This window comes from Aeromonas sp. s8 (assembly GCF_040907785.1).
GTDB lineage: Bacteria > Pseudomonadota > Gammaproteobacteria > Enterobacterales > Aeromonadaceae > Aeromonas > Aeromonas veronii.
The window spans coordinates 235577-256437 of sequence record NZ_JBFOCL010000047.1; the positions used below are offsets into that span (position 1 = coordinate 235577).

Annotated in this window: 22 protein-coding genes; 17 read left to right on the forward strand and 5 right to left on the reverse strand. The window is 57.9% G+C overall.

What is annotated here, in order from left to right:
* Positions 1-59 precede the first annotated feature (59 nt).
* Positions 60-542, reverse strand: a complete 483-nt coding sequence (locus AB5Y86_RS17110) for a TlpA disulfide reductase family protein (RefSeq protein WP_201910379.1) — start codon at positions 540-542, stop codon at positions 60-62.
* Positions 543-602: 60 nt separating this feature from the next.
* Between AB5Y86_RS17110 and arsC the strand changes: the two genes are divergently transcribed.
* Positions 603-953: an arsenate reductase (glutaredoxin) gene (arsC, locus tag AB5Y86_RS17115; protein WP_128835936.1), complete on the forward strand. Its 351-nt coding sequence runs from the start codon at positions 603-605 to the stop codon at positions 951-953.
* Entirely contained in the window at positions 950-1333 is a 384-nt protein-coding gene (locus AB5Y86_RS17120; protein WP_005333836.1) for a DUF2069 domain-containing protein, read from the forward strand. Before arsC ends, AB5Y86_RS17120 begins: the two co-directional genes overlap by 4 nt.
* A gap of 57 nt (positions 1334-1390) precedes the next feature.
* Here AB5Y86_RS17120 and AB5Y86_RS17125 read toward each other — a convergent pair whose 3' ends face one another.
* Together AB5Y86_RS17125 and AB5Y86_RS17130 are read right to left on the reverse strand one after the other, a co-directional pair.
* Complete coding sequence (locus tag AB5Y86_RS17125; RefSeq protein WP_368193530.1) at positions 1391-1999, reverse strand: ACP phosphodiesterase; 609 nt, start codon at positions 1997-1999, stop codon at positions 1391-1393.
* Between the two features lie 101 nt (positions 2000-2100).
* Positions 2101-2388 (reverse strand): hypothetical protein, encoded by a 288-nt coding sequence (locus tag AB5Y86_RS17130; RefSeq protein WP_368193532.1) that lies wholly within the window; start codon positions 2386-2388, stop codon positions 2101-2103.
* A gap of 1 nt (position 2389) precedes the next feature.
* Here AB5Y86_RS17130 and AB5Y86_RS17135 point away from each other — a divergent pair, with 1 nt between their 5' ends.
* Both AB5Y86_RS17135 and iadA read left to right on the forward strand, forming a co-directional pair.
* On the forward strand, positions 2390-3169 hold the full coding sequence (locus AB5Y86_RS17135) for an ABC transporter substrate-binding protein (protein WP_368193612.1): 780 nt from the start codon (positions 2390-2392) through the stop codon (positions 3167-3169).
* A 66-nt stretch (positions 3170-3235) separates the two neighbouring features.
* Positions 3236-4366 carry a beta-aspartyl-peptidase gene (iadA, locus tag AB5Y86_RS17140; protein WP_368193533.1) on the forward strand — a complete coding sequence of 377 codons (1131 nt, stop codon included), beginning with the start codon at positions 3236-3238 and terminating at the stop codon, positions 4364-4366.
* A gap of 104 nt (positions 4367-4470) precedes the next feature.
* Here iadA and AB5Y86_RS17145 read toward each other — a convergent pair whose 3' ends face one another.
* On the reverse strand, positions 4471-5373 hold the full coding sequence (locus tag AB5Y86_RS17145; RefSeq protein ID WP_043819350.1) for a lysine exporter LysO family protein: 903 nt from the start codon (positions 5371-5373) through the stop codon (positions 4471-4473).
* A 533-nt stretch (positions 5374-5906) separates the two neighbouring features.
* On the opposite strand from AB5Y86_RS17145, the gene AB5Y86_RS17150 reads away from it, so the two are divergent.
* From AB5Y86_RS17150 to AB5Y86_RS17200, 11 genes are all read left to right on the forward strand, one after another.
* Positions 5907-6677 (forward strand): ABC transporter ATP-binding protein, encoded by a 771-nt coding sequence (locus tag AB5Y86_RS17150; protein WP_005337310.1) that lies wholly within the window; start codon positions 5907-5909, stop codon positions 6675-6677.
* A 49-nt stretch (positions 6678-6726) separates the two neighbouring features.
* Positions 6727-7500 (forward strand): ABC transporter substrate-binding protein, encoded by a 774-nt coding sequence (locus tag AB5Y86_RS17155; protein ID WP_005337307.1) that lies wholly within the window; start codon positions 6727-6729, stop codon positions 7498-7500.
* A gap of 211 nt (positions 7501-7711) precedes the next feature.
* Positions 7712-8452 carry an ABC transporter permease gene (locus AB5Y86_RS17160; RefSeq protein ID WP_005352911.1) on the forward strand — a complete coding sequence of 247 codons (741 nt, stop codon included), beginning with the start codon at positions 7712-7714 and terminating at the stop codon, positions 8450-8452.
* Between the two features lie 3 nt (positions 8453-8455).
* Entirely contained in the window at positions 8456-9148 is a 693-nt protein-coding gene (locus AB5Y86_RS17165; protein WP_005337302.1) for an ABC transporter permease, read from the forward strand.
* A gap of 176 nt (positions 9149-9324) precedes the next feature.
* Positions 9325-9984 carry a TIGR01621 family pseudouridine synthase gene (locus tag AB5Y86_RS17170; protein WP_167569953.1) on the forward strand — a complete coding sequence of 220 codons (660 nt, stop codon included), beginning with the start codon at positions 9325-9327 and terminating at the stop codon, positions 9982-9984.
* 26 nt (positions 9985-10010) lie between these two features.
* Entirely contained in the window at positions 10011-10679 is a 669-nt protein-coding gene (locus AB5Y86_RS17175; protein ID WP_368193535.1) for a haloacid dehalogenase-like hydrolase, read from the forward strand.
* Between the two features lie 224 nt (positions 10680-10903).
* Positions 10904-12055, forward strand: a complete 1152-nt coding sequence (gene hppD / locus AB5Y86_RS17180) for a 4-hydroxyphenylpyruvate dioxygenase (protein ID WP_368193537.1) — start codon at positions 10904-10906, stop codon at positions 12053-12055.
* Positions 12048-13199, forward strand: coding sequence for a homogentisate 1,2-dioxygenase (locus AB5Y86_RS17185; RefSeq protein WP_368193539.1), 1152 nt, complete (start codon positions 12048-12050; stop codon positions 13197-13199). Before hppD ends, AB5Y86_RS17185 begins: the two co-directional genes overlap by 8 nt.
* 10 nt (positions 13200-13209) lie before the next feature.
* Positions 13210-14205, forward strand: a complete 996-nt coding sequence (locus tag AB5Y86_RS17190) for a fumarylacetoacetate hydrolase family protein (protein WP_368193540.1) — start codon at positions 13210-13212, stop codon at positions 14203-14205.
* Positions 14206-14344: 139 nt separating this feature from the next.
* Positions 14345-14980: a maleylacetoacetate isomerase gene (gene maiA / locus AB5Y86_RS17195; protein ID WP_005352879.1), complete on the forward strand. Its 636-nt coding sequence runs from the start codon at positions 14345-14347 to the stop codon at positions 14978-14980.
* 458 nt (positions 14981-15438) lie between these two features.
* Entirely contained in the window at positions 15439-16935 is a 1497-nt protein-coding gene (locus AB5Y86_RS17200; RefSeq protein ID WP_368193543.1) for a C69 family dipeptidase, read from the forward strand.
* Between the two features lie 174 nt (positions 16936-17109).
* On the opposite strand, the gene AB5Y86_RS17205 is transcribed toward AB5Y86_RS17200, so the two are convergent.
* A complete protein-coding gene (locus AB5Y86_RS17205) occupies positions 17110-17634 on the reverse strand; it encodes an acyloxyacyl hydrolase (RefSeq protein ID WP_368193544.1) in 525 nt (174 codons plus the stop codon).
* A gap of 1063 nt (positions 17635-18697) precedes the next feature.
* On the opposite strand from AB5Y86_RS17205, the gene AB5Y86_RS17210 reads away from it, so the two are divergent.
* Positions 18698-19069: a hypothetical protein gene (locus AB5Y86_RS17210; protein ID WP_338455083.1), complete on the forward strand. Its 372-nt coding sequence runs from the start codon at positions 18698-18700 to the stop codon at positions 19067-19069.
* Positions 19070-19089: 20 nt separating this feature from the next.
* Positions 19090-20841, forward strand: coding sequence for a polysaccharide biosynthesis/export family protein (locus tag AB5Y86_RS17215; protein WP_323968589.1), 1752 nt, complete (start codon positions 19090-19092; stop codon positions 20839-20841).
* The last annotated feature ends 20 nt before the right edge of the window (positions 20842-20861 follow it).

A 20861-nucleotide genomic window follows, 5' to 3' on the forward strand; every position in this document is an offset into this window, starting at 1 on the left:
GCGCCCTTGTTGTTTATGGCGGTGGCGTTGATGTGGAGGACGGTGATAGCAGCGATGGGCTAGTGACTCAGGCTGCTGGCGGTCGCCTTGAGCATCTCGATCTGCTGCTGGTCGAGCTCGCCGACCAGCGTCTGCTTGAGCTTGCCCTCGCTATCGAGCAGATAGCTGGTGGGCAGGCCGCTTGGGCGAGGGAAGGGGAGCCTGGCATCTTCATTGGCAATAAGGAGCGGCACCTTGATGTGATACTGCGCAGCCAGCTTGTCCAGCGCTGCTGGCGTGGTCGGGTCGTAGTTGATGGCCACCACTGTGATCTGGCCCTCAGCTGCCAGCCCGTTGAGGCGCGGCATCTCCCGCAGGCAGGGGGCGCACCAGGGGGCGAAGTAGTTGATCAGCAGCGGCTTGCCGGCAAAGTGGCGCAGGCTGACCGACTTCCCTGTGGCATCGGTAAATTCGGGGGCGGGTGTGCAGGCGCCCAGCAGGCCCGCCACAATCAGCCAACAAATTCGTTTCAATTCCTTTCCACTGCTGCTTACCCTGACCATCACTTTCCCCTACAATAGCGCCGTTTCTAGTCCCATCTTGCGATTAATCAGGGAGTTACCATGAGCGAGACCCAAATCTACCACAATCCGCGCTGCTCCAAGAGTCGCGAAACCCTGGCCCTGCTGGAACAGCACGGGATCGCCCCTGATGTGGTGCTCTATCTGGAGCAGGCCCCGAGCGAAGATGAGATCCGCAACCTGCTCTCTCTGCTCGGTTTTAACGATCCCCGCCAGCTGATGCGCACCAAGGAAGAGCTCTACAAGGAGCTGGGATTGGCCGATGTCAGCGGTGATGCCCTTATTCGCGCCATGCACCAGCATCCCAAGCTGATCGAGCGCCCAATTGTCATCAAGAATGGTCAGGCCCGCATTGGTCGCCCGCCGGAGCAGGTGCTGGAGATCCTCAAGTGAGCACCCGCTTCGCACGTTGGCTGACTCTGGTCGGCTTCTTCGGCCTGCTTGGCTGGGTCATCCTCTGGCATCTGTGGCTGTCACCCCATCCGGACCTCAACCCCTGGCTGCTGCCGGTGATCTGGACGGTGCCGCTGCTCTTCCCTCTCAAGGGGATAGTGCAGGGCAACCCCTACACCCACGCCTGGGGCAACTTCGTGTTGATGCCCTATTTCCTCCACGCCCTCACCCTGATCACCACGGATGAGGGGGAGCGGTGGCTGGCGGTGGTGGAGCTGGTCTTCACCACTCTCGCTTTTGTCGGCACCATCTATTACGCCCGACTGCGTGGTCGGGAGCTGGGCTTAAGCATTCGCAAAAAGAAAGACGAAGCCAACTGATGACAAACGCCCTGCAAGGGGCGTTTTTTTATGGGGAAGCAGCTCTATCCAGAGGGATCACTGTGCCCCTTGGGCTGCCCGATATTGGGCCAGCTGCTGCTGGCTAAAGGCCATCAGCTGGGGATAGAAGCGCAGAAACCCCGCCTCGCATGTTTGCCACTGCGACTCATCAAGGGTCAGCAGCGCCTCTCCCAGCTGTACCGGGCGACGCAGTCGGCGGCCGATGCCATTTAGCGCTTGCCCCAGCCCCTCCTTGTGGCGGTAGGAGGCGATCCAGTTTTGCTCGGCCATCCGCTTGAGGGGGAGTGGCAGTCCATCCGGCAGGCGTGGGTGATCCGCCAATAGCTGGTCATAACTGCGTTGCAGGAAGCGGGGCAGGGGCTCGGTACCGAACAGCTCCCAGTGCTGGCTCAGCCAGTGGTCGTAGATCATATCCACCACTATGCCGCCAAAGCGGCGCCAGGGGGCCTCGAAACAGGCGACGGCCGCCTTGTGCTCGGGGTGGCTGTCGGTGAAAGCGTCAATTTTGCGGTGTAGCCAGATCCCCTCATCGAAGTGGGCGGCAAGCCCCGTGGGCAGCGTGCCTTTGACGAAATCGCCGAGCAGATTGCCGGTGAGGGAGCTTCGGGTGTGGGCAGCCAGATGGAGATGGGCCAGAAAATTCATCGGTAGCTGTGGGTCTGTTATGGGATGGCAAGGTGCTTCGAGCCTAACGGATCCCGCCCGCCTTGACCATGGTCGGGATTTTGCTACTGCCCGGCGGCTGCCTATTGCCGGGCAAAATTCGGGCGTGCTAAGGTGATTGCCATCTTTGTCACAGGACGCGACAAACCACCATGATGCGCAAAGCCAGAGGCTTTTTTCTGGCCTTCTACTTCAAGCCTTTCTATCTCTCCGAGTGGTTCGACGAATAGATCGAACCCTTGGAGCAGTTCACTGACGCCCGCTCGGGCGTGATCTCGCTCATCCAGATTTTGCCGCTTTTGGTCATCGCATTTATTCGCCTGCGGTGCCTTGTCCGCGCCTGTGCGCTTTTTATGTAATGGAGTACTCATGATGAAGATCAGACTGACCCTCTCAGCCCTGTTTGTTGCCAGCCTGCTGGCCACCCCCGCCATGGCCAAGGAGTGGAAAACCGTGCGCTTCGGGGTGGAGGGGGCCTACCCGCCCTTCTCCTGGACCGATGCGTCGGGCGAGATCAAGGGGTTTGATATCGATCTCGCCAACGCCCTGTGTCAGCAGATGGCGGTCAAGTGCGAGCTGGTGGCGCAGGATTGGGACGGCATGATCCCGGCCCTGCTGTCGCGCAAATACGACGCCATCATCGCCGCCATGTCGATCACCGACGAGCGGCGCCAGAAGGTCGATTTCACCGAGAAATATGCCCATATTCCCAATCGCTTTGTGGCGGCCAAGGGGACCGATCTGACATTGACCCCGGAAGGCATGGCGGGCAAGCGCATCGGGGTGCAGCGTGCTACCACCCACGACAAGTACCTGACCGACAATTTTGGCTCGAATGTCACCATAGTCCGCTACGGCAATGCCGATGAGGCCTATCTCGATCTGAAGGCGGGTCGGGTGCTGGCCCTGTTGGCCGATGCCTCTGCCATTGAGCAGGGACTCCTTGGCAAAGAGGGGGGCGACAAGTTCGACTATGTGGGGCCCGCCCTGACCGATCGCCAGTGGTTTGGTGATGGTATGGGGATCGCCGTGCGCAAGAGCGATAAGGAGCTCAAGGGCAAGCTGGACGAGGCGATCAAGGCCCTGCGTGCCAACGGTACCTATCAGCAGATCAACCAGAAGTACTTCAAGTACGATATATATGGTGGTTGACGGGGGGAGGGAGCTTGCTCCCTCTCTTTTCATTGGGCAAGCGACAATCGTGCAAGGAGGATCGCCATGTTGACCCTGATCGAGGGAGCCGAGGTCTTCAGCCCCACCCACCTTGGCCAGCAGGATCTGCTGGTGGCCGATGGCCGCATTGCCTGGATGGGCAAGGGGTTGACGGTGCCAGCAAACTGGCCGTTGCACAGGGTCTATGGTCGAGGCCGCTATCTGGTGCCCGGGCTGGTGGATCCGCTGGCCCATATCACGGGCGGTGGCGGTGAGGGGGGCTTTGCTTTTCGCACCCCTGAACTGGCGGCGAGCGAGGCGCTCAAGGCCGGCGTCACCACCCTGGTGGCGGCGCTTGGCACCGACAGCCTGACCCGCACTCCCGCGCAGGTGCTCGGCAAGGTGCGCGAGTTTCGCGCCGCCGGGGTGAGCGCCTTTATGTATACCGGCTCTTACCATCTGCCGGTCAAGACCCTGACCGGCACGGTGGAGTCGGACATCATCCTGATCCCCGAGGTATTGGGGGTGGGGGAGGTGGCCATCAGCGACCACAGATCCAGTGCGCCGACCCACGATGAGCTGGCCAGGCTTGCCAGCGAGGCGCGGGTGGCAGGGCTGCTTGCGGGCAAGAGCGGGGTCAGCTTCTTTCATGTCGGGGATGGCAAGGGGGCATTGGCGCCCCTGCGGGCCCTGCGCGATGAGACCGATATTCCGCTGCGCCAGCTCTATCCCACTCACTGCAACCGCAACCCCTGGCTCTTTGCCGAGGCCATCGAGTGGGGCAAGGCGGGAGGTTGGGTCGACCTCACCACCTCGAGCTTTCCCGATCTGCTGGAGGATGGCGAGCGGCTGGCCGCCGATGCGCTCCTCGAGCTGTTGGCCGCCAGTGTGCCTGCCGAGCGCATCACCTTCAGCTCGGATGCCAACGCCAGCCTGCCGCGCTTTGATGGCGAAGGGCGGCTAATCGAGATGCGCTGCGGCCAGATTGCCAGCCTGTGGCAGCAGTGCGTGCGCGCGACCCGGCTCGGTGTCTCGCTGGAGAGGGCGTTGGCCGTGGTGACGAGCAATCCGGCGCAGGCGCTGGGGCTCGGCAGCAAGGGGCGTATCGGGGTCGGACAGGATGCGGATCTGCTGCTGGTGCACGACCGGACGTTTGCTATCGAACGGGTGATGAGTGGCGGCCAGTGGCGCGAATAAGGCTGCGGGTAATATCGTAGTCAGTGCGAGTGCGTGGTGGCTCCAAACAGCAAAAGCCCGACAACAAGGTCGGGCTTTTTTTATCTGCAATGTGGGAATCAGGCTTAGATCGCCAGAAACCCCAAGATCAGGATGGGGCCGAGCAGGCTCAGGATAAAGCCGGAGACAATGGCCACCGGCACCACCTGAATGCCCCCTGATTTCTGGATAACCGGCAGGGTGAAGTCCAGCGCCGTGGCGCCGCCGTAACCGATGGCCGCTGAGGGGTGGCGTCGCATCAGGACCGGGATGATCAGAATGGCGATAAGCTCGCGCCCAAGATCGTTGATAAAGGCAGCAGAACCGAGCACCGGCCCCAGTTTGTCGGCCACCAGAATGCCGGAGAGCGAATACCAGCCGAAGCTCGAGCTCATCGCCAGACCATGGGCAAAGGGCATGCCCAGCAACTGGGCCGCCAGCAGGCTGCCCAGCCAGCTGCTGAGGATGACAGTGGCGGCTATCTTCATCCCCCAGGGGTTGAGCAGGATCTGGCGCAGCCGCATGCCGGAGTTGCGCATCTGTACCCCGATGAGAAACAGCAGCAGCATCAGGGCCCACTCGCTCCACTTGTCGATGGGCAGGGCGCGCAGATCCACCAGCAGCCCGAGCAGCACGCCGCCGAGCACCACAAAGCAGAGCTGCAGGGATTCCCACAGCAGGTGCAACTTGCCCGGCATCTTGGCATCGCTCGCCTCATGGGTCGGCGGTGTGCGCTTGTCGAGCCACCAGAGGGCCAGCAGGTTGCAGAGCGTGATCGCGGTGAGCATCACCCCGGCGACCTTGAAGATCACCGCCAGATTGCTGCCAAGGTTCTCCACATAGGCAAGCCCGAGCCCCATCAGAAACAGAATGAGGTAGACCATCTTGCCCAGACTCTGGTTGACCAGCTTGATCAGCCGGGCAGAGGAGAGGGGAATCAGATAGCCGATTGCCAGTGGCAACAGGATCAGCAGCACATTGAGCAGCATCGAGGCCTCGATCACAAAAACTGATAAAAACACCACATTATCATTACTTATTGGCTCTGTGTCACATATCTCTCGCTTTCATGGCCGAAAACAGCCCTTTTGGGGGCAGATTGTTACTTTTTTGCCACCACCTCTCTGTTTGATAAGGTTCTGTGCGAGCCCGAGTGCACCAATGAAATCAAGTTGATCCAATCGGGGGGCCGATATCTCGCTCGGCAAGGGGGTGCATAAAGCCATTTTGGTGCCGGTTTGGCACACATCACGCTTTTCTCTTGCCACTGATATGATTGGGGTATAAAAAGGCGTTATCGGAATAGCCATTGAAACGGCTGTTTATGCAAACAAAGTGCTGAAAAATACGCAAAGAGCGAATAAAAATAGAGCGAATCCCCTGAAGACCCTCGTTCTGTATTGTTTTTTCACTATCCGGGTGATATTTTCGCTGAAGGTTGCCATCGGTTAACTTTTTGTTAAATGGACGATGGTTGAGTCACGCCCCCTGCGGCGTCTAGGGACAGACAAGGTTGTAATGGATGAGCGACGTTGCCGCACTGGAAGTACGTGATCTGCACAAATATTTTGGCACCCACGAAGTGCTCAAGGGCATTGACATGACCGCCCACAAGGGGGATGTGATCTCCCTGATCGGCTCCTCCGGCTCGGGGAAGTCGACCTTTCTTCGCTGTATCAATCTGCTCGAAACCCCCTCATCCGGCACCGTCTCGCTCCATGGCGAGTTGATCCGGATGAAAACCAGCCGCGCCGGCGAGCGGTTGCCCGAGGATATGCGTCAGGTTGAGCGGATCCGCAGCCGGCTGGCCATGGTGTTTCAAAGTTTCAATCTCTGGTCACACATGACCATCATGCAGAACATCATCGAAGTGCCAATCCAGGTGCTCAAGGTGCCTCGTGCCGAAGCACTGGCCAAGGCAGAGCAACTGCTCAACCGGGTTGGACTCTGGGAGCGGCGCGACTACTATCCCGGCCACCTCTCCGGTGGTCAGCAGCAGCGGGCCGCCATCGCCCGTGCGCTGGCGGTAGAGCCCGAGGTGATGCTGTTCGATGAACCCACCTCGGCGCTGGATCCCGAGCTGGTGGGAGAGGTGCTCGGCCTGATGCGCGAGCTGGCTGAAGAGGGGCGCACCATGTTGGTGGTGACCCACGAGATGTCGTTTGCCCGGGATGTATCGAACAAGGTGATGTTTCTGCATCAGGGGCGGGTGGAAGAGGAGGGCAACCCCAAGGAGATTTTCGCCCATCCCAAATCCGAGCGGTTCAAGCAATTCATCTCCTCCATCTACTGATGGCGGGATGCCTGGTTACCCAATCAACTGTTTTATCAAGGAGAGATACATGAACAAGCTGATGCTGGCGACAGCCGTAGTTACTGCCCTTGCGTCCGGTAGCCTGATGGCCAAGGAGTGGAAAGAGGTCCGGATCGGGGTTGAGGGTGCCTATCCCCCCTTCTCCTGGACCGAGCCCAGTGGCGAGGTGAAAGGCTTTGATATCGACATCGCCAACGCCCTGTGCGAAGAGATGAAAGTGAAGTGCACCCTGGTCAAGCAGGACTGGGACGGCATCATTCCGGCGCTGTTGTCGCGCAAGTTTGACGCCATCATCGCTACCATGGACATCACCGAAGAGCGCAAGAAGAAGGTGGACTTCACCCAGAAGTACCAGCACATTCCGGCCCGCTTTGCCGCCAAGAAGGGCACTGACGTGCAGCTCGACAAAGCCTTTATGGAAGGCAAGTCCGTCGCGGTGCAGCGTGCGACCTCCATGGATACCTTTATTACCGACAACTTCCCCAACGCCACCATCAAGCGTTACGGCACCGCCGATGAAGCCTATCTCGATCTGAAATCCGGTCGTGTGGACTATGTGCTGGCCGACTCTGCCGCCATCACCGACGGTCTGCTGAAGAAAGAGGGCGGTGATGCCTTCGAATTCGTCGGCCCGAAACTGACCGATCCCAAGTGGTTTGGCGAGGGGGCCGGTATTGCGGTGCGCAAGGCTGACAAGGATCTGAAAGAGAAATTCAACGCCGCCATTCTGGCGCTGCGTGCCAACGGCAAGTACAAGGAAATCAACGACAAGTACTTCGAGTTCGACGTTTACGGAGAGTAAAACAAAGAGACGTTTACGGCGAGTAAGTCCAAAGACGTCTACGGCAAGTAACGACAGGTTGATCCCGTCAGTAATCATCGGGCCCGTCACCTCCCTGAGGGAGTTTACGGGCCCGCATTGATTGCAATGGAGCTGCACATATTTCATTCGGACTGCTATGGAGCCTTCTGGTTAGCAGGTGCGTGAAGATTCAGTGGCGATGGAGCTGCATATGTTTGATTTGAAAGGATACGAAGCCTCGCTGCTGGAGGGCGCCTGGGTCACCCTGGAAGTGGCGCTGGCCTCCCTGCTGCTGGCGTTGCTGCTGGGGATGCTGGGGGCGCTGGCCAAACTCTCTCCCTACAAGTGGGCCCGGGCCATCGCCACCGGCTACACCACCATCATTCGCGGCATCCCCGATCTGGTGCTGATGATGCTGCTCTTCTTTGGTGGCCAGGTGCTGATCAACGGCATCTGCACCTGGGTCAACGAGACTTACAACAGCTGGTTACTGGAGAGCAATCCCAATCAGGAGTGGGTCTCCCTGCTTCCGGACTATATCGACATCAGCCCCTTTGTGGCCGGTGTCGCGACCATCGGTTTTATCTTCGGCGCTTACATGACCGAGACCTTTCGCGGCGCCATTCTGGCGGTGGACAAAGGCGAGCTGGAGGCCGCACGGGCCTTTGGCATGCGGGCAACCCAGGTGTTTGTGCGGATCCTCTTCCCCCAGATGATGCGCCACGCTCTGCCCGGGTTTGGCAACAACTGGCTGGTGCTGCTGAAAACCACCGCGCTGGTCTCCATCATCGGCCTCGATGACATGGTGCGCAAAGCCTCGCTGGCGGCGGGCTCGACCCAGCAACCCTTCACCTTCTACATGGCGGTGGCGCTGATCTTCCTGATCTTCACCGCAGTCTCCACCTCGGCGCTCAAGTGGGCCGAGCGTCACTATGCCATCAAGACGAGGTAAGCCATGGATTTCTCAATCATTCTCAAAGAGTGGCCCACCTACTGGGAGGGGCTCTATACCACCGTCTGGCTGGTGGCCCTCTCTCTGATCCTTGGGTTGATGCTGGCGGTGCCCATGGGCATCCTGCGCAATAGCCGCAACTGGCTGATCAAGGGGCCGATCTGGGCCTATATCTACTTCTTTCGCGGCACCCCGCTGCTGGTGCAGCTCTTTATCATCTACTACGGCGCCGCCCAGTGGGAGTGGCTGAAGAACAGTGCCGCCTGGTCGCTCTTCTCCGAAGCCTGGTTCTGTGCCCTGCTGGCTTTCACCCTCAATACCGCCGCCTATACCGCCGAGATCGTGCGCGGGGCGGTGCACAATATGCCGCGCGGCCAGATTGAGGCTGCCAACGCCTTTGGCATGACTCGCTGGCAGACCCTGACCCGGATCATTTTGCCCAACTCGTTTCGTCGGGCACTGCCGGCTTACAGCAACGAGGTGATCTTCATGCTGCAAGGCTCGGCGGTGGCGGGCATCATCACCATCGTCGATCTGACCGGCGCGGCGCGGATCATCAACTCTCGCTACTACAGTCCGTTCGAGGCCTTTTTGACCGCAGGGCTGCTCTATATGCTGCTCACCTTTGTCATCGTCTGGCTGTTCAAGAAGTGGGAAGCGCGCTGGCACGCCCACCTGCGCCCGCGCAATGTGTAAGGTGTGATCTGCCAAGATGAGCGAAAATGGCCCCGCCTGTTGCAGGCGGGGCCATTTTTTATCTTCATCCTCTGCCCGCCCGGTTTGCCAAATGGCGGATGAGCAGGGAGAATGCAGCACTCCCGAGCGCCGCCAGTCGTTGGCTGCATGCCTTATTCCCCAGTTCCCGAGGTTTTATGTACCGGATATTGTTTGAGCATCCCGCTTTCCTGGTTATCGACAAGCAGCCCGGCATCGGCATGCATGACGAGAAGGGCGACGGGGAGGCGGTCAATCCGGGGCTGGTTAATCGCGTGAAGGCCGATACAGGGCTGACCCTCTATCCGGTGCACCGGCTCGACAAGATGACCTCCGGGTTGGTGCTGCTGGCCCGCACCACAGAGGCGAACCGCGAGCTGAGCATGGCGTTTGCGGCCCGCAAGGTGAGCAAGCAGTATCTGGCGCTCTCCGATCGCAAACCCAAGAAGAAGCAGGGCTGGGTGAAAGGGGATATGCAAAAGGGGCGAGGTGGCAGCTGGTTGCTGGCGCGTACGCTGGAAAACCCCGCCATCAGCTGGTTCGATTCGGTGTCGGTGCGCGAGGGGCTGCGGCTCTATCGCATCAAGCCGCAGACCGGTAAGACCCACCAGATCCGGGTTGCCCTCAAAAGTATCGGCGCGCCCATTCTGGGGGATGAGCGCTATGGCGGCACGCCAGCCGAGCGGGGCTATCTGCACGCCTGGCGGCTCAGCTTCACCCTGGCGGGGGAGCCGTTCGCTTTTGTCTGCCCGCCCGATGTGGGGAGCGAATTTGTCACCCCCGAGATCACGGCCGCCATCGCCGCCCTTGCGCCCTGATGTTTATGGGCTCAGAGCCTGACGCCATGATCCATTCATCGATAGACCGTGAGCCAGAAGGGCGCGCGACGCGCTGGATCCTGGCCGACTTTGACGACACTCTGGCCCCCGGCGACAGTCATGCCGGTCTACTGCGCTATATCCTGCGCCGCCGGATCTGGCCGCTATTGCTGTTGCCGGTGATTGCGCTGGGTGGGTTGGTCTATCTTGTTCCCAGCCAGCGGCGGCGCGGTATCTCCCTTATCTGGTGGGCCATCACCTTTGGGCTCTCCCCTTTGGGGTGGCGCAAGCTGGTGCGTGACTATTGCCGCACCAGGCCGGGGTTGTTTCGTCAGGCTCGCGATCTGCTGCAAAGCGAGGGCGCGCGCTGCTGGGTGATCTCCGCCAGCCCCTGCGCGCTGGTGCGAGCCCAGCTCTATCAGCAACTGCCCGGCCAGTTGCCCCACCGGATCATTGGCTCGCAGATGCACTACCGGTTCGGCGGCCTGATGCCGCGCTTCTATTGCCACGGCCAGCACAAACTGTTGCCGGAGATCTGCGTCCTCGATGCCGAGCTGGCGCTTAGCGACAGCCTGCACGATCTGCCGCTGCTGGGGTTGGGGAAAGAGGCGTGGTTGATCAATCCGACGCCTACGCGACTGCAAAAGGCCCGGGCCCGCTTGCCCCATCTGATGGTCAAAAACTGGCAACTGTAAGCCAAAGCTGACAGCCATGCGGGTCGTCACACTTTGATCCGCAGGGTTGCGGCTTGAATGTCACAATCTATTTACATCTTTTGCTGCCAGCTGCGAAAAACTATCTGCAACCCGCCTCTTCTCTTCCTGCTACGCCCTGCTTCTAATGAAACAAGTTGTTAACACTTGTCGCGCCACTGGGTGCTGCAATCCGTTTTAACCGAATCAAGAGCAAGGAGCGCCCGATGAATGCCACCTCTTCCGCCACTCATACCATCAATCCGCTGAGCTCTAATCCGTTAGGGACGGACGGCTTCGAGTTTGTCGAGTACACGGCCCCCGATGCCAAAGGAATTGCCGCCCTCAAGAGCCTGTTTGTCTCGCTCGGGTTTGCCGAGGTCGCGCAGCACAAGCACAAGCAGTGCTGGCTCTACCGGCAGGGGGACATCAACTTCGTGGTCAATGCCGAGCCCCACTCCCAAGCCGAACAGTTTGCCAGCCTGCACGGGCCGAGCGTCTGCGGCATGGCGTTTCGGGTGAGCGATGCGGGCAAGGCCCAGCAGTTCGCCATTACCAAGGGGGCCAAGCCCTTTGTCGGCAAGATTGGGCCGATGGAGCTCAATATTCCCGCCATCTACGGTATCGGCGAGAGCACTCTCTCCTTTGTCGACCGCTATGGCGACAAGGGCTCCATCTATGACGTGGATTTTGTCTTCTACCCCGACTGGCAGGCCCGGATGGCCGAGGTGGATGCCGGTCTTATGGAGATCGATCACCTGACCCACAACGTCCATCGCGGCAATATGGATGTCTGGTCCAACTTCTACGAGCGGATCGGCAACTTCCGTGAAATTCGCTACTTCGATATCGAGGGCAAGCTGACCGGGCTGCATTCACGCGCCATGACCGCCCCCTGCGGCAAGATCCGCATCCCCATCAACGAGTCGGCGGATGACAAGTCCCAGATCGAGGAGTACCTGCGCCAGTACAAGGGGGAGGGGATCCAGCACATCGCCATGGCCTCCAGCGATATCTACCAGACCATCCGCACCCTGCGCAGCCGCGGCACCGGCTTTATGCCGACGCCCGATACCTACTACGAGAAGGTGAACAGCCGGGTCGAGGGACATCAGGAGGATCTGGCGGCCCTCAAAGAGCTGCGCATCCTCATCGACGGCTCCCCCACCAAGGATGGCATCTTGCTGCAGATCTTCACCGATACCGTGATAGGCCCGGTATTCTTCGAGATCATCCAGCGCAAGGGTAACGAAGGGTTTGGCGAGGGCAATTTCAAGGCTCTGTTTGAATCGATCGAGCTGGACCAGATCCGCCGCGGCGTGCTGGATGGCGGCGAGGATGAGAAGGGTGCCCGCAAAGAGGGAGCGAGCGATGCGTAACTGGATTAACTTCCCCCATCGGGAGGGGACCCACTCCCGTCAGGCCCATGCCGACCTGCCGGAACAGGCCATCTATGAGCGCGAGCTGGGGCGCAGCGGCTTTTTCGGCCCCGCCACTCATATGCACCACAAGCATGCCCCCACCGACTGGAGCAGTTGGGAAGGGCCGCTGCGGCCACGGCTGTTTGACCTCAATGCTCTGCAAGAGGAGGTGAGTTCGCTCTCACCCTGGGTGGCCCCCGACATTCTCAGCAACCCCCACTGCCGCTACCGGTTCTGGCGGCTATCCGAACCCATGCCGTTTCTGGTGCGCAATGCCGACGGCGACGAGCTGCTCTTTATCCACGAGGGGGGCGGCGAGTTTTTCTGCGATTACGGCCATCTGACTCTGCGGGACGGCGACTATGTGGTGATCCCCCGTGGCACCATGTGGCGCATCGAACCCAGTGCGCCCATGTTCATCCTGATGATCGAGGCGACCAACGACAGCTACCAGCTGCCGGACAAGGGGCTGGTGGGCAATCACGCCATCTTCGACCCGGCGGCGCTGGATGTGCCCGCCATCAACGAGCGCTTTTTGGCCCAGCAGGATGAGAATCCCTGGTCGCTGCAGGTGAAGCGCCACGATCAGGTGTCGGTCATCACCTGGCCCTTCAACCCGCTGGATGCGCAAGGTTGGCACGGCGACTTGTGCGTGGTGCGCCTCAACTGGCGGGATATCCGCCCGCTGATGAGCCACCGCTACCATCTGCCGCCGTCGGCTCATTCGACCTTTGTGGCGAGCCGCTTCGTGATCTGTACCTTCGTGCCACGCCCCATCGAGAGCGATCCCGGCGCCCTCAAGGTGCCCTTCTATCACAGCAATGACGATTACGACGAGGTGCTCTTTTACCACGCCGGGGATTTCTTTAGCCGGGACAATATCGAGCGGGGCATGGTCACCTTCCATCCCGCCGGTTTCACCCACGGCCCCCATCCCAAGGCGTTTGCGGCAGGGCAGGCCTATGCCAAGAAGTTCACCGACGAAGTGGCGGTGATGCTAGATACCCGCGATGCGCTGAACGTCGGCAGCCTGTGTGAAGGGATCGAGAACACCCGATATGTCTCCAGCTGGCAGCGCCCGGACGCTGCTGCCGGCAAATAAGGAATCGCTTATGAAATTGGCAACATTGAACAATGGCAAGCGCGATGGCGCTTTGGTGGTAGTGAGCCGGGATCTGGCCCGGGCAGTACGGGTGAGCGAGATTGCTCCCACCCTGCAGGCCGCTCTCGACGAGTGGGCCGAGGTTGCCCCCAGGCTGGAGGCTGTTTATCAGCAGCTTAATGAGGGCCGCGTGCCCGAGGCGTTCCCCTTTGATGAAGCGTCTTGCCTCTCTCCCTTGCCGCGTGCCTACCAGTGGGCCGATGGCAGCGCCTACGTCAACCATGTGGAGCTGGTGCGCAAGGCGCGCGGCGCCGAGATGCCGGAGAGCTTCTGGCACGATCCGTTGATGTATCAGGGGGGCTCCGACAGCTTTTTGGCCCCCCGTGGGCCGATTGTGATGGGCTCGGAGGAGTGGGGGATCGATTTCGAGTCGGAGGTGGCCATCATCACCGACGACGTGCCGATGGGGGTGAGCGCGGAGGGGGCTGCCAGTCACGTCAAATTGCTGATGTTGGTCAACGACGTGAGCCTGCGCAACCTGATCCCGGGGGAGCTCGCCAAGGGCTTTGGCTTCTTCCAGTCCAAACCGTCCAGCGCCTTCTCGCCGGTGGCCATCACTCCGGATGAGCTCGGCGATGACTGGCGTGATGGCAAAGTGCATCTGCCGCTTCTGACTCACCTCAACGGTGCCCTGTTTGGTGCGCCCGAAGCCGGGGTGGACATGACCTTCAACTTCTTCGAGCTGATTGCCCATGCAGCCAAGACCCGCCCCCTTGGTGCGGGCTGCATCATCGGCTCCGGCACCGTCTCCAACTACGATCGCAGCGCCGGTTCATCCTGCATCGCCGAGCGCCGCATGCTGGAAATTCTTGATTGTGATCAAGCTATAACCCCCTATTTGCAGTTTGGTGATAGAGTGTCGATCGCGATGGAAGATCGCTCTGGCCAAAACCTGTTTGGCACTATCTCTCAACAGGTGGTGCCAGCGAGCGGTCAGGGAGGTTGATGGCCAGCGCCAGTTGGCGGCAAGGATATTCGGGATATGTCCGGATCACGACGAGCCCTCAACCGGTGCCGGATACACAAGGAGGCAGGTGGCGAGCACCTGCCGGGCTTCGGGCCCAGATAAGATGCAGGGACAGATTATGTTGCAGTTGTTTGGCTATTGGCGTTCGTCGGCAAGTTTTCGGGTGCGGATCGTGTTGCAGCTCAAGGGGCTCGCCTACGAGCAGCATCCCATCAATTTGCGGCAAGGCGAGCAGAGCGAGAAGGCCTATCGCCGGATCAACCCCCAAGGGCTGGTGCCGTTTCTGGTGGATGGCGATGTGCAGATCGGTCAGTCGGTCGCCATCATGGAGTACCTTGACGAGACCTATCCCGCCTACTCCCTGATGCCCTCTTCCCCCGACGCGCGGGCCCGGGTGCGCCAGATCGTCAATATGATCGCCTGTGATATTCACCCGCTCAACAATCTGCGGGTGCTCAACTATCTGGAAGAGCACTTCAGGGCCAACAACGAGCAGGAGGCTCGCTGGTATCGCTACTGGATTGACGAGACCTTCACCGCCCTCGAACAGCTGTTGATGACCACCGCCGGTGTCTACTGCGTCGGCAACGAAGTGACCCTGGCTGACTGCATGCTGGTGCCTCAGGTCTACAATGCCCGCCGCTACGACATGACCCTGGACGATTACCCCACCATCCGCCGCATCGTCGCCAACTGCGAACAGTTGCAAGCCTTTATCAAGGCGGCCCCCGCCAACCAGCCGGATGCACAGTGACCTACTGACTTGAATCGCGGGATGGCGTCAGCACGCCATCCCGCGCGTTATATCTCCTCATCTCTTTATTTCCCTTCTGTATGCGCCTTGCGTGCCTCGTGTTGACGGCTGAATGTCGCCAAGGATCCTGCACTTGTCACACTTATCAACATTTTGCATCGATTGAGTCTTTGTTGTTGGTGTTTTGGGCTGCCAGTCACACTCAAGTCAGTTGATTGGGCCTAGTATCGCCACGCCAGCGGAACAGTGGAAATCAGAAATGCGCACAGATCGCCTATCAGGGGGCCTTGGCTACCTCTCTGGTTTCCACGGTTTATCCGCACTGCTCTTTTTCGTGTTTACGGTTTGATGGCCCGCATTGTCCGGCCCGTGTCACCGCGCAGATCCCTTGTGACAGCGGCAGGTTGACTGGCGCGCCACCGCTTATTTGCAACAACTCTGTGCAACAAGGAGATCTCATGCATTCCTTCAAAAAGTGCGTCGTCGCACTCTCCATCAACCTTGCTCTCTTCTCGTCGGCGTTCGCCTGTACCACCTTGCTGGTCGGCAGTGAAGCCAGCGCCGATGGCTCCATGATGGTGGCCCGCAGCGCCGACAGCGATGCCCTGAAAGCCCAGCATTTCGTGATCCATCCGGCCAAGCAGGGGCAGAGCGGTATGCACAGCTCCAAAGCTCACAACGGTGCTAATGATTTCCGCTATCCCTTGCCGAAAAACTCCCTGCGCTATACCACGGTACCGAACTGGAAGACCCAGCTGCACGGCGCCACCGGGTTCAATGAGAAGGGAGTAGGAGTGAGCGGCACCGAGTCCATTTTTGCCTCACCCGAAGCGCTTGCCTTTGACCCCTATGTGGAAGACAAGGGGATCACCGAGGATGACATTCCCGATGTGCTGCTCTCCCGATCTACATCGGCCCGCGAGGCGATCGCCTTGCTTGGCAACATCATCGAGACCATAGGCGCGGGAGAGGGATTTGGCGTCGCCGTGGTGGATGATAACGAGCTCTGGTATCTGGAGACCGCCACCGGCCACCACTGGATGGCGCAGCGTCTGCCGAAAAATCACTATTTTGCCACCGGCAATCAGGGCCGCCTGCAGCAGTACGATCCGGCCAGTGCCGACATGATGGGCTCGAAAAATCTGATTGAATTTGCCACCGAGAAGGGGCTCTACCATCCGCAAAAGGAGGGGGTGTTCAACTTCTCGAAAGCCTATACCCGCGATGACGAGCGGGATCGCACCTATAACGATCCGCGGGTCTGGACCATCCAGCAGATGTTCAACCCCTCGCTCAAGCAGGCGGTTGATGCCGGTCGCCAGTTCCCAGTCACTCTCTCCCCCGAGAAGAAGATGACGCTGGAGGAGGTCAAGGCGGTGCTGCGCAATCACTATGACGGGACCGAGCACGATCCCTACAGCAAGGGGTTGAACGGTCAGGAGCCGTGGCGCCCCGTCAGCGTGTTTCGCACCTACGAGTCCCACGTGATGCAGGTACGCCCCTGGATGCCGCGTGAGGTGGGGGAGGTGACCTATGTGGGCCTCGGCATGGCGGATTTGACCGCCTTCGTTCCCTACTACAGCAGTCTGGAAGACTATCCGGCCCACTATGCCATGGGTAGCGACAAGGCCGACAGCGACTCCATCTACTGGAAATATCGCAAGCTGCAGACCCTGGTGATGACCGATTACCCCAAATTGGCCCCCATGGTGAAGCAGGCGTACCAGAGCTGGGAGGCGAAGATCGCCAAAGAGCAGAAAGAGATGGAAGCCAGCTACCTGAAAACGGTCAAAACCGACAAGGCCGCCGCCAACAGCATGCTCAACGATTTCAATCTGCGGGTGATGCAGGAGGCCGAAACGCTGACCGAAGATCTGACCAACCAGATCTTCACGGTGCGCACCCAGGATATTCAGGCCGATATCTTCTTCGCCAACAAGGCGAAAAAGGACTGATTGCCGCCCCCATGATGTGGTGAAGCGGCAGAGCGTCTCGCCATCAATTTTCTGAGTATGGTGATCTTCTCACTGTCACCCCGGCTATCAGAGGACTACATAACGGAAAGCCTTCACGGAAGTGAAGGCTTTTTTGCAGAGAGTGTTCAGATGGTCACGACGAAGCCTATCTGGCTAAAAACGGTACTCGATATGGAGGGTATGGCTGTCCAGCCCCGGATTCTTGTCATACATATTAGCGTTGGACATGTGCTCATACTGATAGCCGATCAGCCAATTCTTGGTGATGGCGTAACCGAGGCCGATACCCAGGGCGAACTGGAAGGGGCCGCCGTAATCCTTATAGCCGTGGCCGCGAGTGCCAAATTGGTACTGATCGAGCCAGACCATTTCGCCGGGGAGCCAGGTCACCCAGTTACCCCATTGGCATTCGATACGGGCGCCGCCCCCCAGTCTGGCGGTCTCTTCATCTTCTACCTTGAGCGTACCGCCACGTACCCCCAGCCCAAATTGGCAGCCTGAGTCTCCCCAACGCCAAAACATGTGGTGGAACTTGGCGTCGGCGATTTTAATGTCAAACTTTTCGTCGCTGAACGCCTTGCCCAGTTGCAGGGTAAAAATATTGTTATTGGCCATTGCTGCAGGGCTGGTAAACAGTGCTGCCAGAAGGCCGATCCTTGAAAGAGTGTTAGCGTCCATGCCCCCTCCTATGTCGTTGTGACCCTGTGGTACCGATTCAATCGGACACATCTAAGGCATAGACAACGTTCAAGAGCATTGTCAATTCGTGATAGAAAACTAAAAAAAAACATATTGTCTAATTAATGGTCTAGTTGTGATCTCTCTTCTGTAGGGGGGATATTCGATGTAGTGCTCTTTTTGTTCGTTAATTGAGCAACCTAGTTTTGTGAAGACCTGAGGTCTAACTAAGGCGTTTAACTTCATTAAACTAGCCATTTGATTAACTTGTATATCTGAAAGGTATTCATGGTGTTACCATTCCCCAATGAAAAGCACCTACATTTTTTCTTTTGTTATTGCAAGTGATCTGGCTCTCAAAAATGGATTAAATAATATATAAATAGTCTAAACAAGAACTCTCTAAACCAAATGATGTATCGTCACAAATCATTACATAATTCATTTTCAGCCGTCACCAATGTGGGTGTAAGAACATAAATCTTTTTATAACAATGAGTTAATTTGATGCGTTATGCACATCTGTACTGAGGGCTTATTGAGTCTTGACTCAGTCGCAACTGATTGATAGGATGCGCCGAAAATAAATACAAGCATGATTTGCGTCACATAATGACGCTTAATGCACGGGTTGGATATTTACTACGCAATCTATGTCGCTGTTTTTTTAACCGGCGCTGCTCGCTGTTACCCCCCGTTTTATTTTTCTCATTCAATTTGCCTGCTTTTTGTCCGGGAAGGTGTCATTGCCGTGCGGTAGCTATGTCTATTCACGTTAGTGGCAATTGTCGTGCGGTAGCCATGCATATTTTCATGGAAACCATGGGTTCGTTGCTTGCTCTTTGCTTTTCTTCGCGCTCGTTGCCGCAAGTTAAGCCAAGCCTCCCGTACACAGGCATCGTATGCGGCAAATTCAACTTGCCAATCAGAGCGTCATCTCGGTCTAACTGAGCGAAATGCGATTGCCTCTCTTGTTTCATTTCCTCAAAAGCTCGCTTCCGCCAAGCATTTACGGAACACTATTGCGCATCTCGCAATACGAACTAATGGAAAATCTTGATACATGAACAATGTCACTCCGTTCCTGGCGGTCATCTTCGCCATTCAGATCGGTGGCTGCGCATACCAACCCAAGCAGGTCGAGGCATCTCGTCCCTTGGTTAACCCGGTTGATATGAATGCACAGCCAGTTATGCCAAGCGCTGTACAACAGGCGCTCAATACGCTGCCTCAGGGCTCGGCGTTCACCCATCACGACACCACATTTACGCTCGGGAAGCGTTATGTCTCGGCGCTTGGGCGTGAGTGTGTCGAGCTGATTTACAGTCAGCAGCAAGGGCACCAGCAACGCAGTGCAGCTTGCAAGAGTGCTGAGCAGTGGTACCAGGTTCCTCAATTGGATCAGGCATCTTTGGGCAATCTGTTTGCCAGGTAACAACGCGAAAGGGTTAGGTTTTGAAGATTAAAAGTAGCCGTTTGAGTTTGATGTTGTGGTTGATCACTGCATCTTTCCCCGTACTCTCTGCCAGTGCCCCCAATCTGGCTCAATCAGATGGTCAGACATTTGGCTATCAACTGGCAAACAACAAAGGGTTGCATTCTGCACAAGGTGGCCAAGCCAATACCGACTCGACCACCGGCACCTTTGCCCAACAGAACCGGCAAGGAATGTTGTTGCCAGGGGAGGCTGATGTACGCAAATTGTTGCCGCAAGCAGAAGCTGGATTGCCTCCTCCTTACGGTGCCAACCTGTTTGCAGGTGGCTATGAAACCGAGCGCAGTGATGGCTTGAATGACAATTACTTGATTGCCGCTGGCGACAAACTCAATATCTGGATTTGGGGAGCAGTCAATTTTTCCAATGTGGTGACGGTGGATAATCAGGGTAATATCTTCATCCCTGATGTGGGCCCCATCAATGTCAAAAATGTGCCGGCCAGTCAGGTTAACGGGCTGGTAACCAGCCGCATTGGTGATGTATTCACCAACAATGTCAATGTTTACGTCAATTTGCTTACCACGACCCCTGTTAGTGTTTATGTCACCGGCCCAGTCATCCGTCCTGGTCAATATGCCGGTCAATCGTCAGACAGCGTGCTCTATTTCCTCAAACGAGCTGGCGGGATTGACTCCGAGCGGGGCAGCTACCGCCAGATCAAGGTGCTGCGTCAGAATCGGGTGATCCAGCAGGTCGACCTTTATGAATTTATGCGCCAGGGCAAAATGCCCATTCTCTCCTTCAAGGATCAGGACGTGATCCTGGTGGAACCGCAAGGTCCGATGATCAATGTGGCGGGCAAGGTCCGTAATCCATTCCGATTTGAATTGACCCAGCGCAACACCCTGGGGGCGGAACTCATCAACTATGCGCTGCCGTTGGCCAAAGTGAGTCACGTTGGTGTGATTGGCGATCGTGCCAATGGCCCCTTCTCTGTCTATCTGCCATATAAAGACTTTGCCAACATCCAGCTCAAAGATGGTGACAAAGTGCTGTTCAACGATGACATGCATGCACAGGTATATGATGTGCAGGTCTCGGGCAGCTATATGGGTCCCTCTTACTTTACCGTGCGCAAGCAGACCAAGTTGCACGACCTGCTCAACCACATCCCTATTGATCCTCAGCTTGCCGATTACCAATCGATCTATCTGATGCGCAAGAGTGTGGCGGCGCGGCAAAAAGAGATGCTGGATGAGTCGCTCAATCGACTGGAACGTAGTGTGTTCACCGCTCCTGCAAGTTCGGATGGGGAAGCCACGATTCGAGCCAAAGAGGCTGAACTGGTAATGCAGTTTGTCGAGAAAGCGCGCAAGATCCAGCCGCTGGGCAAGGTGGTAGTGGCCGACCGTGGCGTCATTGCCAATATTCAGCTGGAACAGGGCGATCAGATAGTCATTCCCAACAAAACGGATCTTATCCAGGTCGGTGGGGAAGTGTTGATGCCGCAAGCCGTGGTCTACAACGAGAAAGCCAACCTTGATGACTATGTGGCATGGGCCGGTGGATTCACTGAACGAGCCAATGACAAGCGGATTGCTGTGGTTCATGCCAACGGGCTGGTAGAGTTTAAAGATCAGGGGAGTGTTCAGCCGGGAGATCAGATCCTGGTGCTGCCCAAGGTCGATAACAAAACCATGCAATCGGTCAAAGATATAACTCAAATCATCTATCAGATCGCAGTGGCTGCTAACGTAGCGATTAAATAATCCTCAACCTTCGCACCAGA